We start from the raw sequence: 17,406 nt of genomic DNA on the forward strand, positions 1-17,406 counted from the left end.
ACAGTCTTGCGTCAAGACAGTTGGTGCTGGGTCTCTCGGAACTCCGTTGTGCAGGTCCATCGCCGTCACCCGCCTCCGGGAGGAAAGCCATGACCGCAGTTGCTCACTCACGAGAGTCGCGTCCCTACGATCCCGCGGATCTGTCTTCGCGTGCGTTCTGGTCGCAGACCGCTGTCGAGCGCGAGGAGACGTTCGCCGTGCTCCGGGCGGAGCGTCCGGTGAGCTGGCATCAGCCGGTCGAGGAGATGCTGATCGAGGACCCGAACGACCAGGGCTTCTGGGCGGTCGTGCGCCACGCCGATCTGGTCGAGGTGACCAAGCGCCACGAGGACTTCCTCTCCGGTGAGGGCATCGTCATGGAGTCCATCCCCCAAGAGCTGCTCGACGCCGCGCAGGGGTTCATCGCGATGGACCCACCACGGCACACCAAGGTCCGGCGGCTGTTGAGTTCGGCCTTCACCCCGAAGCAGATCTCTCGGATCAACGACCAGATCGTGGCCAACGCCAGGCGCATCGTCGACGACATCGCCGACAAGGGTGAGGTCGATTTCGTGACCGAGGTCGCTGCGTTGGTGCCGATGCACAACATCTGCGACATGCTCGGGATCGACGAGGCAGACCGCCGCAAGATGGCCCACGAGTCGCAGTTCGCCGGCGGCTGGAACGACCCCGAGCTGATGGGCGACCAGGAGCCGCTCCCTCGCCTGTTCGAGGCGATGGGCTACCTCGGGGAACTGGCGGGCAAGTACATCGAGGAACGTCGCGCGAACCCGGGCAGCGACCTCCTGAGCAGCCTCGTGCAGGCCGAAGTGGAGGGGGAACGGCTCAGCGACGAGGAGATCATCTCGTTCTTCGGCCTGCTCACGGTCGCGGGCAACGACACCACCCGACAGAGCACCAGCCACGCGATGAAGGCGCTCACCGACTTCCCGGACCAGCGCGGCTGGTTGATGGAGGACCTGGACGGGCGGCTCCCGTCGGCGGTCGAGGAGATGGTCCGGTGGGCCACCCCGATCATGACGTTCCGTCGTACGGCGGCTCGTGACTGTGAGCTGAACGGGCAGCAGATCACCGAGGGCGACAAGGTGGTGATGTTCTACGCCTCGGCCAACTGGGACACCGAGGTGTTCGAGCATCCTGAGCAGTTCGACCTGTCACGCGACCCCAACCCCCACGTCAGCTTCGGCGGCGGTGGTATCCACCACTGCCTGGGCAACCAGCTCGCCCGCCAACAGTTGCGCGCGATCTGGCGCGAGCTGCTCACCCGCCTGCCCGACATCGAGGCCTGCGGCGAGCCGAGCTACACCGTCGGCACCTTCTTCCACGGTGTCAACCACCTGCCCGTGCGCTTCACTCCCGAGCGTTGACCCCGACCAGCGAAAGGACCCAGCCATGAAGATCGTGCTGGACGAAACCAAGTGCTCCTCACTGGGCATGTGCGAGTCCGTTGCTCCCGACTTCTTCGAGGTCGGTGACGACGGGGAGCTCAACCTGCTCGATGTCAACCCCCCGGCCGATCAACGAGAGCTGATCGAAGAAGCGGTCGCGGCGTGTCCCACCGGTGCGCTGAGCATCGAAGACTGACCCCCGGGCATCCGACTCACCCGCCGAGCTCCAAACGCCTGACGACAGGAACAGAGCAGATGACTGCCGCCCATACGACGCCGCTCGCCGTGACCAGCCCGGATGAGGAGCGCTGCGACTCCGATGTGCTCGTGATCGGCAGCGGCTTCGGCGGCAGCGTCGCTGCCCTGCGACTCTCCGAGAAGGGCTACCGCGTCACGGTGCTTGAGGCTGGCATGCGGTTCACCGACGACACGCTGCCCAGGACGTCCTGGGACGTCCGGAAGTTCCTGTGGGCGCCGCGGCTGGGCCTGAAGGGGATCCAGCGGATCAGCAAGGTCGGCAATGTGGTCGTGCTCGCCGGAGCGGGGGTGGGTGGCGGGTCGCTGAACTACGCCAACACGCTGTACCAGCCGCCCGAGCCGTTCTTCCGGGACTCCCAATGGGGCCACATCACCGACTGGAAGGACGAGCTCGAGCCCTGGTACGAGCAGGCCCGCCGGATGCTCGGCGTCGTGCAGAACCCCACCGTCACCGCCGCCGACGAGGTGATGCGCTCGGTGGCCGAGGACATGGGGGTGGGACAGACCTTCTCCCTCACCCCGGTGGGTGTCTTCTTCGGTCGCGACGACAGCCCAGAGCCCGGCCTGACCGTGCCCGACCCGTACTTCGGCGGAGCCGGCCCGGAAAGGACTGGCTGTACCCAGTGCGGCTCCTGCATGACCGGCTGCCGGGTCGGTGCGAAGAACACGCTGGTGAAGAACTACCTCCACCTCGCCGAGCAGGCGGGCACCCGGGTCCTCCCCGAGACCACCGTCGTCGCGGTCCGTCCACTGCCGGACGGCGGCTACGCCGTCGACACCGTCCGCACCGGCTCCTGGTCGAAACGGCCAACCCGAACCTTCACCGCCGAGCAGGTCGTCCTGGCGGCCGGCACCCTCGGCACCCAGCGACTGCTGCACCGGATGCGCGACAGACGCCTCTTGCCGAACATCTCCCCGCGCCTTGGCGTGCTCACCCGCACCAACTCGGAATCGCTGCTGGGTGCGCAGACCCGCACCGTGAAGCGCGACTACTCCCGCGGCGTCGCGATCACCTCGTCGTTCTACCCCGACGCAGAGACCCACGTCGAACCCGTCCGCTACGGCAAGGGCAGCAACCTGATGGGCCTACTGCAGACCGTGATGACCGACGGTGGTGGCCGCGTCCCGCGCTGGGTGAAGGCGCTGGCCGCCATCGTGCGGCGGCCTGACATCTTCTTGCGCATCAGCTTCCCGCACCGTTGGTCCGAACGCACGATCATCACCTTGGTGATGCAGACCAAGGACAACTCGATCACCACGTTCACCCGCCACGGTCGGCTCACCGCCAGGCAGGGACACGGGGAGCCGAACCCGACCTGGATCCCGGTGGGCAACGAGGCCACCCGGCGCGTGGCCGAGAAGATCCACGGCTACCCCGGTGGCACCATCGGGGAGCTCGCGAACATCCCGATGACCGCCCACTTCCTCGGCGGGTGCGTGATCGGGGACTCGCCCGAGACCGGCGTGATCGACCCCTACCACAGGCTCTACGGCCACCCCGGGCTCCACGTCGTCGACGGCTCGGCCATCTCCGCCAACCTGGGCGTCAATCCGTCGCTGACGATCACCGCGCAAGCCGAACGCGCCTTTTCCCTGTGGCCCAACGCTGGGGATCCAGACCCCCGGCCGCAGGTTGGCGCCCCCTACGAACGCGTTGTCCCTGTCACACCCCGCAACCCAGCGGTGCCCAAAGTCGCTTCAGGTGCGCTGTGCACTACCAGGAGGAACTGATGAAGAACGCTCCGATTGTCGTCGTGGGTGCGTCCCTAGCTGGGCTCCGGGCCGTGGAGGGCTTCCGCAAGGGGGGCTACACCGGCCCGCTGACTCTGGTCGGAGCCGAGGAGCACCTGCCCTATGACCGGCCACCATTGTCCAAGGCTTTCCTGGATGCTGGACACGACCAGCCCACCGAAACAACCTTCCGCGCCGAGGACGAGATCCGCGAGCTGGACGTCGACTTGCGGCTCGGTCAGCCGGCCACCCGCCTGGACACCGAAGCGTGCGAGATCGTCGTCGGTGAGGAGCACCTGCCCTACAGGAGTCTCGTGATCTCGACGGGATCACATGCGCGGAAGCTGCCTGGCGAGGCGCTGCCTGGTGTGCACACATTGAGAACCGTGGATGACGCACGACAGATCCGGGAGGCCCTGGCCGCCGGTGCGCGCACGGTCGTCGTCGGCGGTGGCTTCATCGGCTCCGAGATCGCCTCCGCCGCTCGCAAACGAGACGTCGACGTCACGATCGTAGAGGCCGCCGAAACCCCCCTGGTCCACGCAGTCGGAACCGAGATGGCGGAGGTGTGCGCTCGCCTCCACTCACGGAATGACACGCGACTGCTCTGCGGCGTGGGCGTGAGCTCCATTGAGGGTGACGGTCGGGTCGAGCGGGTGGTGCTCTCCGACAAGACGTCTCTCGAGGCCGACCTCGTAGTGGTCGGCATCGGAGCCGAACCCGCCACCGGCTGGCTGAAGGACTCCGGGCTCACCCTCGATGACGGCATCGTCTGCGATGAGGCCTTGCGCACGAGTGCTCCAAACATCTACGCCGCCGGCGATGTCGCCCGCTGGTACAACCCCCTGTTCGAACGGCACATGCGACTCGAGCACTGGACCTCAGCCGCCGAGCAGGGCACCGTCGCCGCCCGTAACGCCCTCGAGCCTGACTCGGCGAGGCCGTTCGAGACGGTCCCGTACTTCTGGTCGGACTGGTACTCCGAGAAGCTGCAGATGGTCGGCATCGGCGATGCCGACGAGGTCCGGCTCCTCGGCGACCCGCACGCGGACAGTTGGATCGCCCTCTACCGTCTCAACGACCGGCTCGTCGGTGCGCTGTCGCTCAACCGCCCGGGAAAGATCATGAAGTACCGAGCGCTCATCAGCAAGCGGACCACGTGGGATGAGGCCCTCGAATTCGCCGAATCCGGAAGCGGCAAGGGGCTGTCCTCAGGCTCGACGACGCACTCGTGAGCCGGGTGCGGCTGGACTACCCACACCGCCGGGCCGGGCACTGCGGCTCGGGTGCGCTGCGCGACCTGTTCGAGTGGGCCGGGCTCGGGTGGAACGGCCCGCCCGAGGAGGGACTGGTCTTCGCCCTCGGGGGTGCGCTGGGCTTCGCGTACCTGCGGGTGCCGGGAATGGTGCCGCCCATCTACCTCGTGGGCCGGGGAGGAGACCTGGAGCTGGATCTGCTTCGCCGGCTGGGCGCTGCCGTCGAGTTCAAGCAGTCCGATGACCCGAACCTCGGGTGGCAGTGGGTGGTCGACGAGCTGGACGCCGGGAGACCCGTCATGGTGTGGGCGGACATCGCCAAGCTGCCCTACCTGCGCGTCCGACTCCAGATGAGCCGGCACGACATCGTCGTGGTCGGCTACGACGACGACACCGGCACCGCCTTCGTCGCCGACAACGACCGCGACGACATCCAGGAAGTGCCCTACGAAGCGCTGGCCGAGGCCCGCAGCTCGACCGCATTCCCGGTCCCGACCAGGCACGCCACCTTCGCCGCCGGCTGGCCAGACAGCCTTCCGGACCTGGCGGGAATCGCTGCGGAAGCGTTCGCTGCGTCCGCCAGCTCCATGCTCGCCGGAGGCGACGACCTGGTGGACCTGTCCATCCTGCCACCCGAAGCATGCGCCGGCTCGGGGCTGGTCGGCGTCCAGGCCTTCGCGGACGATGTCGCAGCATGGCCGGACGAGCTGGACGCCGTTGACCTGGAGGCAGCGCTACGGGTGCTGCCTGTCTTCGTCGACAAAGCGGGAACCGGCGGGGGGCTCTTCCGGCTGTTGCAGTCCCAGGGCTGCGCGCAGGTCGCGGAACTCCTCGGCTCGCCCCAGCCCCGGGAAGCAGCTGCGGCGGCGGCAAAGTGCGCGGCGGCGTGGCAAACGCTGGCACGCGAGGCCGTCGCAGAGGAGTCCCTGGGCGTCCGGGCCATCCGGGCTGCGCGGGCCGCCGCCGAGCTGCCCACGCTGGAGCAGGACTTGAGCGCAGCCCTGCAGCGGGCAGCCGACTCGATGTGAGATCTCGAGCACGCAGGTGTCGCTTGACCGAAGCGTCGCTGGACGGGGAGGCGGCACGCCGATGACCATCAATCGAAGAGGACCATCACGATGATTGCTCAAGCCTTCCCGATCTGGGCCCTGCGCACGTTGGGCGCCCTCCTGGCGTTGCTGCTCGTCGTCATGACCGTCGGCGTGGCGCTGCTGGTTCCGCACATCCCCGAGCTGGCCGACGCAGCGTCACGGCTCCCGGATGCGACGACTGTCGTGGAACGAGCGCCGAGCACGTTGGACCAGGTGGAACGGATCGACCGCAACGTTCAGGATCTGACCCCACAGGTACTCGACGCCACCGGGGACCTGTCGCTCGTGGCGCCCAAGATTGCGAAGCTGAGCCGGCAGGTGGACATCTTGTTGCGTGATCTCACGACCCTGCAGGGCAGTGCAGATGCGGTGGGACGAGCCGCTCCGAACATCGCGCGGCTCTCCGGTCAGCTTGTTGGGCTGCAAGCGTCCCTCCGTGGTCTGGACGCCCGGCTCGCTGGCCTGGGCAGAGTTGGTGAACCGCTCCGTGAGCTCGCCAAGACGACCGGGCCGCTACCGACGAGTCTGGACAGGCTGAACCAGAGCACCGCCGTCCTCGATGAGCTCCCGGGCCGATTCGATGCGCTCCAGCGCATCCTGATCCAGGTGGCACGTCACGTGAGGAACCTCGACCGCAAGACCGGCCCCACACTTCGATGAACACCACGTCGACTGCCACAAGTGATTCGGGCGCTCGAGACGCCACCTGCGCCACGCCTCCCCCCCAAGGGGAGTCCCTATGCTTCGCGGTCCCGCCCGTGATCCGCGGTGAGGGCCTTTGCGGTGAGCGCCGCAAGGATGTGGGCCGTGTCTTCGGGTGTTCCCGAGGGCAGCACGATGTGGCTCAGCAGCAGCCGCACGAGTGACTCGATCACGGCCCGCGGCGGGGGGTCGGAGTCGTCATGCAGCTGATCGGGCCAGCGCTCACGCGCGTAGCTCTCGAAGGTGTCGGCCGCAGGGATGACGACCGCATCGGCCCGGGTCGTGAGCAGCGGCAGGAAGGTGTTGCTCACGCCTTCGCGTGCCTCGGACAGGATGCGCTGCAGCGCCGCATGTCCGGCTGTCTCGCGCATGGCCCAGCCAAGAGCATGCGTGACCGCGGCCTGGATGTCCTGGTGATCATCGAGCCGGCTACGGATGCCGTCCAGGATCGACCCGAGTTCCTGGGCGAGCAGCGCTTGCGCGAGCGCGTCCTTGGAACCGAACTCGTTGTACAGCGTCTGTCTGCTCACACCCACATCAGCGGCCACATCGGCCATCCTGACCCGCTCCCATGACTGGGTGGCGGCCCGCTCGAGGGCTGCCTGAACGACGCGTCTCCGGAGCAGATCGCGCACCTGTTCGCGGTAGGACCCGGCTGTCATGTCAAGAAACTGTACAGAAGTGCCAAAGATGTCTGTGCTTGCCGCGCGGGGCTCACTGGGCTGACCAAGGTTTACACACAGACACCTCTTGCCAAGTGCGGTTTACATTAAGTAGGATTGTGTAAACCCACCATGAGGAGGCAGCCATGGCTCACGTCATGAGCAACGACGGCACGATCCCGGAAGGGTCGACCACCCGCTGGAAGGACACGAAGCGCTACCTGTGGCTGATTGGCCTCGTGGTTCCGACCCTGGCTTTCCTCGGCTATGGACTGTGGGCCGCCACCGGGATCGGCGCCTTCTTCTGGATTGGCCCCGTCGTGATCCTCGTGATCGTGCCCGCCATCGACCTGATCGCCGGTCTCGATCGCTCCAACCCGCCCGACGACGTGATCGAGGCGCTGGAGAAGGATCGCTACTACCGCTGGATCACCTACCTCTTCCTGCCGATCCAATACGTCGGCTTCGTCGGCGCCTTCTGGCTGATCGTCCATGGGGACCCGCTGGGCTTCCAGGGCGACCTCAGCACGATCGACAAGATCGGGCTCGCGATCTCGATCGGCTGCATCGGGGGGATCGGGATCAACACGGCCCATGAGCTGGGTCACAAGAAGGAGAGCCACGAACGCTGGCTGTCCAAGATTGCCCTGGCGCAGAGCTTCTATGGCCACTTTTACATCGAGCACAACCGGGGCCACCACGTCCGCGTCGCCACGCCGGAGGACCCCGCCAGCAGCAGGTACGGCGAGAACTTCTACCAGTTCTGGCCGCGTACCGTCGGCGGCTCCGTCAAGAGTGCGTGGAACATCGAGAAGAAGCGCTACGCGCGCAAGAAGCAGCACCCCTTCCGGATCGGCAACGACGTGCTCAACGCGTGGCTGATGTCGGCGGTGCTCTGGGGCGCGATGGTCGCCTGGCTCGGTGTCGGCATCGTTCCCTTCCTCCTCATCCAGGCTGTCGTGGGCTTCTCGCTGCTCGAGGTCGTCAACTACATGGAGCACTACGGGATGCTTCGCCAGAAGGTTGGCGCGCCCGGCAAGGAACGCTACGAGCGGGTCGACCCCAGCCACAGCTGGAACTCCAACAACATCGCGACCAACGTGCTCCTGTACCACCTGCAGCGACACTCCGACCATCACGCCAACCCGACCCGCCGCTACCAGACGCTGCGTGACTACGCGGAGTCCCCGGTGCTGCCGACCGGCTACGCCGGCATGATCGTGCTCGCCCTGTTCCCACCGATCTGGCGCCGGGTGATGGACCCGCGCGTCATCAACCACTTCGACGGCGACCTCAGCCGCGCCAACCTCCACCCGCGCAAGCGGGACAAGATCCTCGCGAAGCACGGCAGATCCACGCCTTCCACAGTCGACCCCCGCGAGGACCCCGTTCACACGTTCGACGACGAAGTCCTCGCCGCCCGGTGCCCGGGCTGCGGCTACGTCTACGAGGTCGCCTCCGGCGACGAGCGCGAGGGCTTCGCCGCCGGCACAGCCTGGGCCGACATACCCGACAGCTGGTTCTGCCCGGACTGCGGCGTCCGCGACAAGGTCGACTTCGTACCGTTCGATCCCACCGCTGCCGGGGCGGTGGCCTGATGAAGATCGTGGCCGACTACGACAAGTGCGAGGGCCTCGGCATGTGCGAGGCGATGGCGCCGGAGTTCTTCGAGGTCCAGGACGAGGGCCAGGTGGGAGTTCTCGATGAGCATCCCGACGAGGAACATCGCACAGGGCTGAAGGCCGCGGTGGACGCCTGTCCAGTACTTGCGCTGAGCCTAAAGGATTGAATGCAGGATCGATCATGTGCCGCTCCTCGACGGCTCAAACTGTGGTGCTTCCCGCACAGGGGCTGGCCGTCGGTGCTTTCGCAACCCTGCTTGTCACTCCCGGTTGCGGTCGAGGGCGGTTGTAGACCGACTGCTGCATTTGTGGAGCTGCGGTCTGGTCGCCGGGCAGCATCGGATACAGGCCGATATGGATGTCCCCGGTCAGGTGTGCGGCCAGCACTTCGGGCGTCAGCGGAAGATAGGCGTGCTCACCTGACCTGCTGCCCTTGCGCCAGCCGCCCTCGACCGCCGGCATCCACCCCGACTTCCCCGAACGTCCGTTCTCCCATCGAATCGCATACACGTCTTTGCGCGCGCCGAACAGCGCGGTGAAGAAGTGCACCTTCGACTGCGGCGACGAGCTCGCGTTGACCGGACCGGGCGATCTGTCGAACCAAGCGGCCTGGGCGCCGTGCGCTGGCGCGGCTTCGGCGTCGGTCAACTTCAGTAGCTTGCGCAGACGTCCGTTCTCGTGCCGCAGGCTCTCAAGTTCGTCGTTGTCCTCGGACATGGGTGCAATTCTGTCGAGTCAGGACGAGCACCCGTGCACAGCGGTCGTCATCGACCGGCCTCGTGCTCGCCGACATCGACGTCAGGCCGGGTGTCGGGCACCTCCCGTAGGCTCCTCGGGAAAGGCGAAACCCCGGCGATGTGGCCGAGGCCAGTGATCGTTCCGGGGTCTTCGAACACCACTCTACAGGAGAACATGGGCATGGCCAACGCGAACGGAGCCGCCGGCGAGCAGCAGCCCGTGCGTGACTACCTCTCGCTGAGCCAACTGCTCACCGCGGAGCGACTTGGCTCCTACCTGCATTGGAGCGGCGGCGACCTTCAGGCGGCATTCGCACTCTACGAGTGGAACATGTCGGCCTCGGCTGCGGTGATGCACACGACCGGGATGGTCGAGGTCGTCGTACGCAACGCCATGGACCGTGCGCTGCAAGACATGGCGAAAGCCCGCGGTTGGTCGTCGTGGTTCGACCGCGCACCGCTGGACCAACGCGGGCGAGACGACATCCGGAAGGCCCGCGAGCGCGCCACCCGGTTCGGCAGTCAACCCGAGGTCCACGGCAAAGTCGTCGCCGAGCTGTCACTGGGCTTCTGGCGATACCTGGCCGCCTCCCGCTACCTCACGGCCTTGTGGACACCGGCACTCTTTCGGGCGTTCCCGGACGGACCATCGGACAAGTTGCAGGAGCAGCGTCAAGTCGATCATCACCTGAAGAACCTGCTGCTCGTACGCAACCGTGCAGCACACCACGAGCCGATCCACCGTCGTAACCTACTCAGGGACCTCGATGCCGCGGTCGCAGTGACATCGTGGGTGGATCCCAGCGCTGGGGAATGGGTCGCGGACCTCTCCACGCTCAGGACGGTCATCAACGCCAAGCCGACACAACCCGCGCCAGCGAAGTGAACAGTAGCCAGAACCAGGCTGGGGGAGACGTCCCCGTTCCGTTCGGGCGTCGACAATCAGAGCACCTGAGCCCGAAAGGGCAGGTCAGCGTGCAGTGGTTTTTGTCACTGCGGTCAACATCCGCAAGTTCGTCGTCCGGGCCCGCCGCCTCGACGACCTCGTGGAGCTCGGCAGCATGTCGGCGCAGGCCGCGGCCTTCCTCGACGCGGCGATCCGCGCCGGTCTCAACGTCCTGGTCGCCGGCGGCACGCAGGCCGGCAAGACGACCTTCCTCAACTGTCTCGCCGCCTCGATCCCCGGTGGGGACCGGGTCGTGTCCGCGGAGGAGGTCTTCGAGCTCCAGTTCAACCACCCCGACTGGGTGCCCATGCAGACCCGGCAGGCAGGCCTCGAGGGCACCGGCGAGATCCGGCTGCGCGACCTGGTCAAGGAGGCGCTGCGGATGCGGCCCAGCCGGGTGATCGTCGGCGAGGTCCGCGCCGAGGAGTGCCTGGACCTCCTCCTCGCGCTCAACGCCGGCCTGCCCGGCATGTGCACGCTGCACGCCAACAGCGCCCGCGAGGCGCTGGTCAAGATGTGCACGCTGCCGCTGCTGGCGGGCGAGGTCTACCAAGGCGCTTTGAGCGTGGCGGTGCACATTGCCGTTGTTGGCGGCAGCACCGCCCCAGATGCTCAAGATGACACCGATCCGTGCAGCAGACCCTAGAGGTCAGCGTGGACGACCTTCAAGACCCCCGCCTGGTGCCCGCCTTCGAGCAACTCGGCGCCACGACCACCAGCATTACAAGGGACCACCAACCGCCAGGCGATCAGAGCGAGTCCGAGGCCTGGGAGAAGCGGTACTTCCGCCCTCCAGCGTCGTGGCGGCCTACACATCTTCATGTCCGCGAAGTGGGTCGACCCAACCAACGCTACGCACTGTTGTTTCGCGACTACCTGCGTCACTCGGCCCCGGCTGCGGACGCCTACGCCGAAGTCAAGCGGGCTCTTGCCCGACTGCATCCTGATGATGTCGACGCCTACTACGACGTCAAAGATCCGGTCTGCGACCTCGTAATGGACGCTGCCGAGCGGTGGGCAGCCGACGTCTCTTGGTCCACATAGACCACGGACCACTGCCCTCGCCTCAGCGATCTGGCAGAGTGCGAAGCGCTGAAACTCCTTCGTCCGACGAAGCGCGACGTCCAGACTCAGGGAACGCGACAGGCGCCCCGCCGTTGCCATGGTCAAGCAGGGTGTCAGCCCTAGGCTGGCAAAGTGCTTCCCGCATCGACGACCCGCCTGACCTTCCGCGAAATGACCACCGACGACCTCGACCAGGTCACCGCGGTACTGAGCGCCCCTGAGCCTGGGCGCTCCGAGCCACGCGACGCCGAGCGAGCGCCGAGTTCGCGAACCCGCGCCGTGACCAGCGGTAGTTGCAACCCAAGGGACGTCAGTTCCCATCGACAGACCCTTCAGTATTCGTGAACTCGCGGGAGGGGGCCGTCAGTCTCTCGACGGGCATGGACGCCACTTGCCGGACGACGGGTGACCAGCCTGGGATCACGCTCAACGAGTGCCCCTGGACGACGACGGTCACCGACGTCGCGGTGCGGTCGGCCGTGGTGGTGTCCGGCCAGAGCCCTTCAGGTGCAGGTCGCGCTGCCGGCCCTCGGCGTCGGTGACCTCGCCGAGGAGGACGGCGCGGCCGTCACCGAGGCGCGGGACGTAGCCGCCGAACTGGTGGCCGGCATAGGCCTGCGCCACCGGAGTAGCGCCGCCGGGCACGGCGTTGCCGACCAGGAGCCGGACGCCCTCGGGCTGGCGCAGCCACGCCGGGTCGAGCCTGAGGTCAACGGCGAGGAGCTCGTTGAGCACCAGCAGGCGCGGGTCGGGAACCTTCTCGGCCTGCCAGCCGACGGCCATGTCCGGCAGCTCGCCTGCGAAGCTGTTGTCGAGGGTGATGTTCGAGGTCAGTGCGACGCTCATACCCCCACGGTACGGTCTCTCGCCACGCCAGCCTTCCGTGGTATGGGGGAGGGGTGGAGGTCAGATGACCCATCCCAGCTGCCTCCGCTCCGCCAATACTGCGGGACCGCATGCCGAACGCGGTGCTGTTCAGCAGCGCCGGGAAAGCGTTCATCCAAGGGGTGAGATCGAGGTCACCCCTGGTCGCCCGCTCGTGGCGGCGGGGGACAGATGCCGGGTCAGGTCCGGATGACGAACCCGTCACTGGCGGGGATGTGGTCCAGTTCGTCGAGCCGCTCGAGCATCGAGGGGCCCATGTGGGTCAGGACGAGTCGGCCGGTGTCCAGTTCGTCAGCGTGGGTGCGCACGGTGGCGTAGTCGAGGTGATAGCGGACGGCCTTGTCCCAGGTGTAGGCCTCGCAAGCGAATACGTCGGATCCAGCGGCGGCGTCGAGCAGCACAGGGGTCCAGGCGGTGTCACCGGAGTAGGCGAACCGCGTTCCGTCTAGGGCGGTATGGACGGCTAGTGCTGGCGCACCGCTGGCGTGGTCGACCTCCCAGCTCGCCACTTCCAGGGGCCCGGCGGTCTGAGTGCCGCCGCCGCCGTCGAGCTCGGTGACCTCCAGTGTGAAGCGGCGTTGAACCGTCGCCGATCCGGGATAGAGGGTTTCCATGGCCAGATGCAGCCGCTGCCGTGTGCCGACCGGCCCGAACACGGTAAGTGGTTTGGTGCGGCGGGTGAACTGGCCGTCGAGGACCAGGAAGGGCAGGCCCCCGAAATGGTCGCCGTGCAGGTGACTGATCACGACCGCATCGACCTCGCCGGGGTCGAGATGCTGACTCTTCATTGCGGTGAGGCTGGTGGCACCGCAGTCGACGAGCGCTGTGTAGCCCTGTGTTTGCAGCCGAATGCAGGTCTGGAAACGGCCACCAGTGCCGAAGGCGTCCCCACTGCCGATGAACCTGATCTCCATGCGGCCATAGTGACAGCGTCTGGAGCGTCCGCGCAAAGACACCCGGCGAAGTTCCGCTGTGAGTCGGGCAACTCGAAGGGACCGATGATCCGATTCCCGTATTGCGCCGCCAGCCTCGGAAAGGGGCGCGTCGCGGCGGAGTGACTGTGAGGATCGCCAACGCAGCCTGATGGTGCTGGGCTGTGGGTTGGTGACCGCGGGTGTGACCCCCGGAATGACTGGCTTCGTGCCTTGCTGCGACCTGTCCGCTCGCGGTTGCCGGCCCCGGCCCGGTTGGAGGAGCTGGCCTGATCAGGAGCTTGACCACCTGGCGTTAGTGGCGCCGGATGTGTCTCATCACAGTCCTGCCGAGCCTCCGTCCCGGACCGGAACCACGTCCCGTCCGGCGAAGGAGAGAACGCATGAACAGTCTGACCGATCTACGCGACGTGGTCGATGTCGACACCCACGTCCATACCCACTCCGTGGCCGTGGTCGATGCTGCGACTGGTGGTGTCCTGGACGAGATCACCGTCGATGCAACTGCCCAGGGCTATGCCGAGCTGGTGGAGTTCGCCAACAACCACGCGATGTTGCGGGCTTGGGCGATCGAGGGGACGGGTGGTCACGGCGCCGGTCTGAGTCGTCACCTGCTGGAGATGTCGGAGATCGTCATCGAGCTGGACCGCCCGAAGCGGGCCGCGCGCCGTAACGGCGCGAAGTCCGATCCGCTCGATGCGATCCGCGCTGCGCGTGAAGCGATGGCTCGACCGCGGTTGGGAACTCCACGCAGCGGTGGCGAACGCCAAGCACTGTCGGTGCTCTTGGCTGCTCGCCGCTCAGCGATCAATGCCTCCACCGAGGCCCAGCAGCAGGTCTTCAGCCTGGTCATCGCCGCACCCGAACCCATCCGAGGCAGGTTCCGCGGCCAGAAGCTTGCCGCGATGCTCAACACCGCCGCGAATCTGCGCGTGCACGCCTCCTGGGACATCGAGACGACCAGCACCGTGGTGGCGCTGCGGACCTTGGCTCGTCGCGCGCACGCGATGCTGAAGGAGGCACGCGAGCTGCAGAAGGCGATCGTGGCCATCATCCGTAGCTGGCGTCCTGACCTGCTCGAGGAGTTCGGCGTCGGACCGATCGTGGCCGCGACGGTGTTGTGCGCCTGGTCCCACCCCGGCCGTATCCACTCCGAAGCGGCGTTCGCGATGCTCGCCGGCGTGGCACCGATCCCTGCGAACAGTGGCCAAGTCACCACCCGTTATCGCCTCAACCGTTACGGCGACCGCCAGCTCAACAACGCACTGCACACCGTGGTCCAGAGCCGGATCCAGTACCAGCCAGCCACCCGCGACTACGTCGCCCGCCGCACGGCCGAAGGCAAGACCGGCCGAGAGATCAAACGCTGCCTTGCCCGCTATGTCGCGCGCGACCTCTATCGCCTACTGGAAAACACGGCCACAGCTGCTTGACGAAGCATAGGAGCGGCCTGCCTCTACTGTCGCTTGCCAGCGTGATAGGACCACCTCGTTGCCATGAGGATGGGACCACCTGGAGGTGTGAGTGTGCATCACTTGGCCCGCACTCGCCGTCAACGTCGACACGCGGTTGGTGGCCGCGCCGTCGGTAGGAGACTGCACATCTCAGCTGGCCCAGCCGCGCAGACGGTGGAGGGAGGGTCGCGGTCTTGGGGTAGGTGCCGACCGGTGGTCCGATCTCACAGAGGTCGAGCATCAAGAAGAGCGGGTAGTCGAGGGACTGCTGGATGTGTCGGAGGGTGACGCCTTTGCAGCCGACGACGGTCTCGCCCTCCCCCAGATCGCGGTCCAGGTGTGCGGGCGGGATGCGTCGAAGAGGATCTCGACCTCGGCCATGTCGGTGAGGAGCCGCGGGTCACCGTGAGCCTTGATGCCTGCACGAGCCCTCGATGTCGGCCCGATGGCTGCGGCGTCAATCTCGAACACACAGATCTCCCCGGCGTGCTCGGCGTTCAGGTGCTCGGTACCCACGAGCCAGGCAGCATGCATGCATCCCTCCCCTCGGGAGGCGCTGACCGTGATCTCCACACGCCCCGCAGCTCAGTGCCCCTGATCGGCATGACCGCGTCTGCACTGTCCGCGACATGGTGACTCACAGCGGGTTCGGGGCCGGCGGCGGTGAAGTCTCGGCCCACCAGGTCTGGGTGCCGCGGCACGTCCGGGTCGGGCTTGGTGGTGCGGACCCGCTTGGTGCGGCGCACACCCTCGATGCCGGCGGTGCGCATCAACCGGGCGACCTGGTTGGGCCGACGTCGTGGCCAGCACGCCGCGAGCGGCCTTCCAGACCTTCCATGCGCTGTAGACCCGGTAGTTGTCCTCCCACAACTGCCGCACGACCGGGCGTATCACCTGATCGCGCTGGGCCGCGCCGACGGTTGCCGGTTCTTGATCCCGTAGTAGCTGCTCGGGGCCACCTGCAGCACGCTGCAGACGAGCTCGACCCCCAGACGTCGGCACGCGACGACCTCGTCGCGGTTGGCGTCGATGAACGCGGCTACTTCTGGTGCTGGCGGTCGAGCTCCGCCCCGAAGAAACTGGCCCGCTTCAAGATCTCGTTGGCCCGCTTGAGCTCACGGTTCTCCTGCTCCAGCTCCATGATGCGCCTGGCTTCCGCGGGCTCACCCCGGGCGCGTGACCCTGGTCGATGTCCGCCTGCTTGACCCAGGTCCGCACCGACTCGGTGCCATACCCCAACTGCGCCGCGCCGCGCTGCACCGTGCCCTGCGTGGTCCCCAGCTCCGCCCGCAGGGTGCGCACCATCCGCACCGCGGCGTCCTTCTCCTCCTGGATGTAGCGCCGCGTCTGCGGCTTCCCAGGCACCTCTTCCTTCGGCATGACTCCGTCCTCGTTTCCAAGGTCAGGAGCCTCCAAGCAACCCAGGGCGGTTCAGTCCCAGCGCCGAACGCAGTTTGCGATCTCGTGCCGCACGTAGTAGTCCCGCGGCTCCCGCGGCTCCCGCGGCACCGCAAGGCGATAGCACGATGGCGTCGTCTTCCAACTGGGTCGCAGCCGCGGCGGCGTGTTCATCGGGCACGGTGAGGAAGGCGTAGGCGAGCCGTGACAAGAGTTCCCAGGTGATGAGTGAAGGTTCCCCCGTACGCCAGCCGGCCAAGCGACGTGCGGCCTTCGACGACGCGCACCATCCGCCATGCGCGGGCGTTCTCAAGAAGGCAAGCAGACAGCGAGAGGACCCCGACGCAAACACCGGATACAGCGGCGCACTGACCGAGCGTGTCCTTGCCGATACTGACCCGCCAACGGCTGAGCCCTGCTCGTCAGCCGCCGGAGCGTGACTGACCATCCGGTTTTGGCCAATCACCTCGCGATCAGGTGTACGACCGGCCAGGGGCGATCGAGGTCCGCAAGCACCAGGTCGGCGACGGCACCCTCGCGTATCGCGCCGCGGTCGGGCAGTCCGACGCAGGCGGCCGGTCCAGACGTGAGGAGGCCGACGGCCTGTGGGAGGGACAGGGCGCCGTCCCGGGCCAGCCGCATCGCGGCGGGCAGCATCGCGCCGGGTAGGTAGTCGCTGGCGAGGGCGTCCACGAGGCCCTCGGCGACGAGCTCGCTGGCCGAGACGTTGCCGGTGTGGGAGCCGCCGCGCACCACGTTGGGCGCCCCGGCCACGACGAGCAGGCCAAGCTCGCGGGCACGGCGAGCGGAGTCGAGGGTAGTCGGAAACTCGGCCACAGCTCCGCCCCTTTCGGCGAGGGCGTCAACCTCCCCGGCCGTGGCCAGGTCGTGGCCGAAGAGTCGGATGTGGCCGGCGTGGGCGAGGTCGCCGAGCCACGTGAGCGTCTGCTCGTGGATGTCGAGGCGCTGGTTTCGATGCTCGCGCCACCACGCGACGTGCTCGACTGCCTGGGCCTCGGTCATGCCCTCGCCGGTGACGAGCCAGCGGACCATAGCTTGCAGATCGCTGAACTGACCTTGGCCCGGGGTGTGATCCTCGTGCGAAACGACCGGCGGCCCGGCACCCTTCGGCACCTGCGGGAGCTGCTTCTCCAACAGCTCCCGCCCGTACGGACAGCGGATGTCGAGGCGGTACAGCACTCGATGGTCGACCTCACCGTCGTCGGGCTCGACCAGCGCCGCGGCTAGGTGTACCCGGCCATCAGGTTGGTAGCAGCCG

17 protein-coding genes and 1 pseudogene are annotated in these 17,406 nt (G+C 67.2%); 12 read left to right on the plus strand and 6 right to left on the minus strand.

The features are described 5' to 3' along the window. Positions 1-89 precede the first annotated feature (89 nt). From CF8_RS08720 to CF8_RS08745, 6 genes are all read left to right on the plus strand, one after another. On the plus strand, positions 90-1,367 hold the full coding sequence (locus CF8_RS08720) for a cytochrome P450 (protein WP_010832759.1): 1,278 nt from the start codon (positions 90-92) through the stop codon (positions 1,365-1,367). A 25-nt stretch (positions 1,368-1,392) separates the two neighbouring features. After that, on the plus strand, positions 1,393-1,584 hold the full coding sequence (locus CF8_RS08725; protein ID WP_036490605.1) for a ferredoxin: 192 nt from the start codon (positions 1,393-1,395) through the stop codon (positions 1,582-1,584). Positions 1,585-1,643: 59 nt separating this feature from the next. After that, on the plus strand, positions 1,644-3,377 hold the full coding sequence (locus CF8_RS08730) for a GMC oxidoreductase (protein WP_010832760.1): 1,734 nt from the start codon (positions 1,644-1,646) through the stop codon (positions 3,375-3,377). After that, a complete protein-coding gene (locus CF8_RS08735; protein ID WP_051204167.1) occupies positions 3,377-4,612 on the plus strand; it encodes an NAD(P)/FAD-dependent oxidoreductase in 1,236 nt (411 codons plus the stop codon). Before CF8_RS08730 ends, CF8_RS08735 begins: the two co-directional genes overlap by 1 nt. Next, a complete protein-coding gene (locus CF8_RS08740; protein ID WP_010832762.1) occupies positions 4,609-5,661 on the plus strand; it encodes a BtrH N-terminal domain-containing protein in 1,053 nt (350 codons plus the stop codon). The genes CF8_RS08735 and CF8_RS08740 overlap by 4 nt, the downstream gene beginning before the upstream one ends. A gap of 90 nt (positions 5,662-5,751) precedes the next feature. Beyond that, positions 5,752-6,384 (plus strand): hypothetical protein, encoded by a 633-nt coding sequence (locus CF8_RS08745; protein WP_010832763.1) that lies wholly within the window; start codon positions 5,752-5,754, stop codon positions 6,382-6,384. A 77-nt stretch (positions 6,385-6,461) separates the two neighbouring features. Here the strand turns inward: CF8_RS08745 and CF8_RS08750 are convergent, their stop codons facing one another. Next, positions 6,462-7,088 (minus strand): TetR family transcriptional regulator, encoded by a 627-nt coding sequence (locus CF8_RS08750; protein ID WP_051204168.1) that lies wholly within the window; start codon positions 7,086-7,088, stop codon positions 6,462-6,464. A 146-nt stretch (positions 7,089-7,234) separates the two neighbouring features. Between CF8_RS08750 and CF8_RS08755 the strand changes: the two genes are divergently transcribed. Continuing rightward, complete coding sequence (locus CF8_RS08755; RefSeq protein WP_010832765.1) at positions 7,235-8,686, plus strand: fatty acid desaturase; 1,452 nt, start codon at positions 7,235-7,237, stop codon at positions 8,684-8,686. Next, complete coding sequence (locus CF8_RS08760) at positions 8,686-8,877, plus strand: ferredoxin (protein WP_036490611.1); 192 nt, start codon at positions 8,686-8,688, stop codon at positions 8,875-8,877. Before CF8_RS08755 ends, CF8_RS08760 begins: the two co-directional genes overlap by 1 nt. A gap of 34 nt (positions 8,878-8,911) precedes the next feature. On the opposite strand, the gene CF8_RS22485 is transcribed toward CF8_RS08760, so the two are convergent. Beyond that, positions 8,912-9,427 (minus strand): TOTE conflict system archaeo-eukaryotic primase domain-containing protein, encoded by a 516-nt coding sequence (locus CF8_RS22485; RefSeq protein ID WP_010832766.1) that lies wholly within the window; start codon positions 9,425-9,427, stop codon positions 8,912-8,914. 201 nt (positions 9,428-9,628) lie between these two features. Here CF8_RS22485 and CF8_RS08765 point away from each other — a divergent pair, with 201 nt between their 5' ends. From CF8_RS08765 to CF8_RS23680, 3 genes are all read left to right on the plus strand, one after another. After that, the gene (locus tag CF8_RS08765) at positions 9,629-10,333 is read left to right on the plus strand and encodes a hypothetical protein (protein WP_051204169.1); all 705 of its coding nucleotides are present in this window, start codon (positions 9,629-9,631) and stop codon (positions 10,331-10,333) included. 94 nt (positions 10,334-10,427) lie between these two features. After that, on the plus strand, positions 10,428-11,039 hold the full coding sequence (locus CF8_RS08770) for an ATPase, T2SS/T4P/T4SS family (protein ID WP_010832768.1): 612 nt from the start codon (positions 10,428-10,430) through the stop codon (positions 11,037-11,039). Positions 11,040-11,047: 8 nt separating this feature from the next. Next, positions 11,048-11,437, plus strand: coding sequence for a GrpB family protein (locus CF8_RS23680; RefSeq protein ID WP_198016983.1), 390 nt, complete (start codon positions 11,048-11,050; stop codon positions 11,435-11,437). 474 nt (positions 11,438-11,911) lie between these two features. Here the strand turns inward: CF8_RS23680 and CF8_RS08780 are convergent, their stop codons facing one another. Both CF8_RS08780 and CF8_RS08785 read right to left on the minus strand, forming a co-directional pair. Next, a complete protein-coding gene (locus CF8_RS08780; protein ID WP_010832769.1) occupies positions 11,912-12,304 on the minus strand; it encodes a protein adenylyltransferase SelO family protein in 393 nt (130 codons plus the stop codon). A 218-nt stretch (positions 12,305-12,522) separates the two neighbouring features. Then, the gene (locus tag CF8_RS08785; RefSeq protein WP_036490613.1) at positions 12,523-13,257 is read right to left on the minus strand and encodes an MBL fold metallo-hydrolase; all 735 of its coding nucleotides are present in this window, start codon (positions 13,255-13,257) and stop codon (positions 12,523-12,525) included. A gap of 401 nt (positions 13,258-13,658) precedes the next feature. On the opposite strand from CF8_RS08785, the gene CF8_RS08790 reads away from it, so the two are divergent. Then, a complete protein-coding gene (locus tag CF8_RS08790; RefSeq protein ID WP_010832771.1) occupies positions 13,659-14,708 on the plus strand; it encodes an IS110 family transposase in 1,050 nt (349 codons plus the stop codon). 671 nt (positions 14,709-15,379) lie between these two features. Here CF8_RS08790 and CF8_RS21510 read toward each other — a convergent pair. Together CF8_RS21510 and CF8_RS08805 are read right to left on the minus strand one after the other, a co-directional pair. Next, positions 15,380-16,109: pseudogene (locus CF8_RS21510) on the minus strand (IS3 family transposase); the annotation flags it as partial. A gap of 480 nt (positions 16,110-16,589) precedes the next feature. Further along, positions 16,590-17,406 (minus strand): amidohydrolase family protein (locus CF8_RS08805; protein WP_156887318.1); only part of this gene is annotated, 817 nt, incomplete at its 5' end.

It is taken from the genome of Nocardioides sp. CF8, from assembly GCF_000389985.1.
GTDB lineage: Bacteria > Actinomycetota > Actinomycetes > Propionibacteriales > Nocardioidaceae > Nocardioides > Nocardioides allogilvus.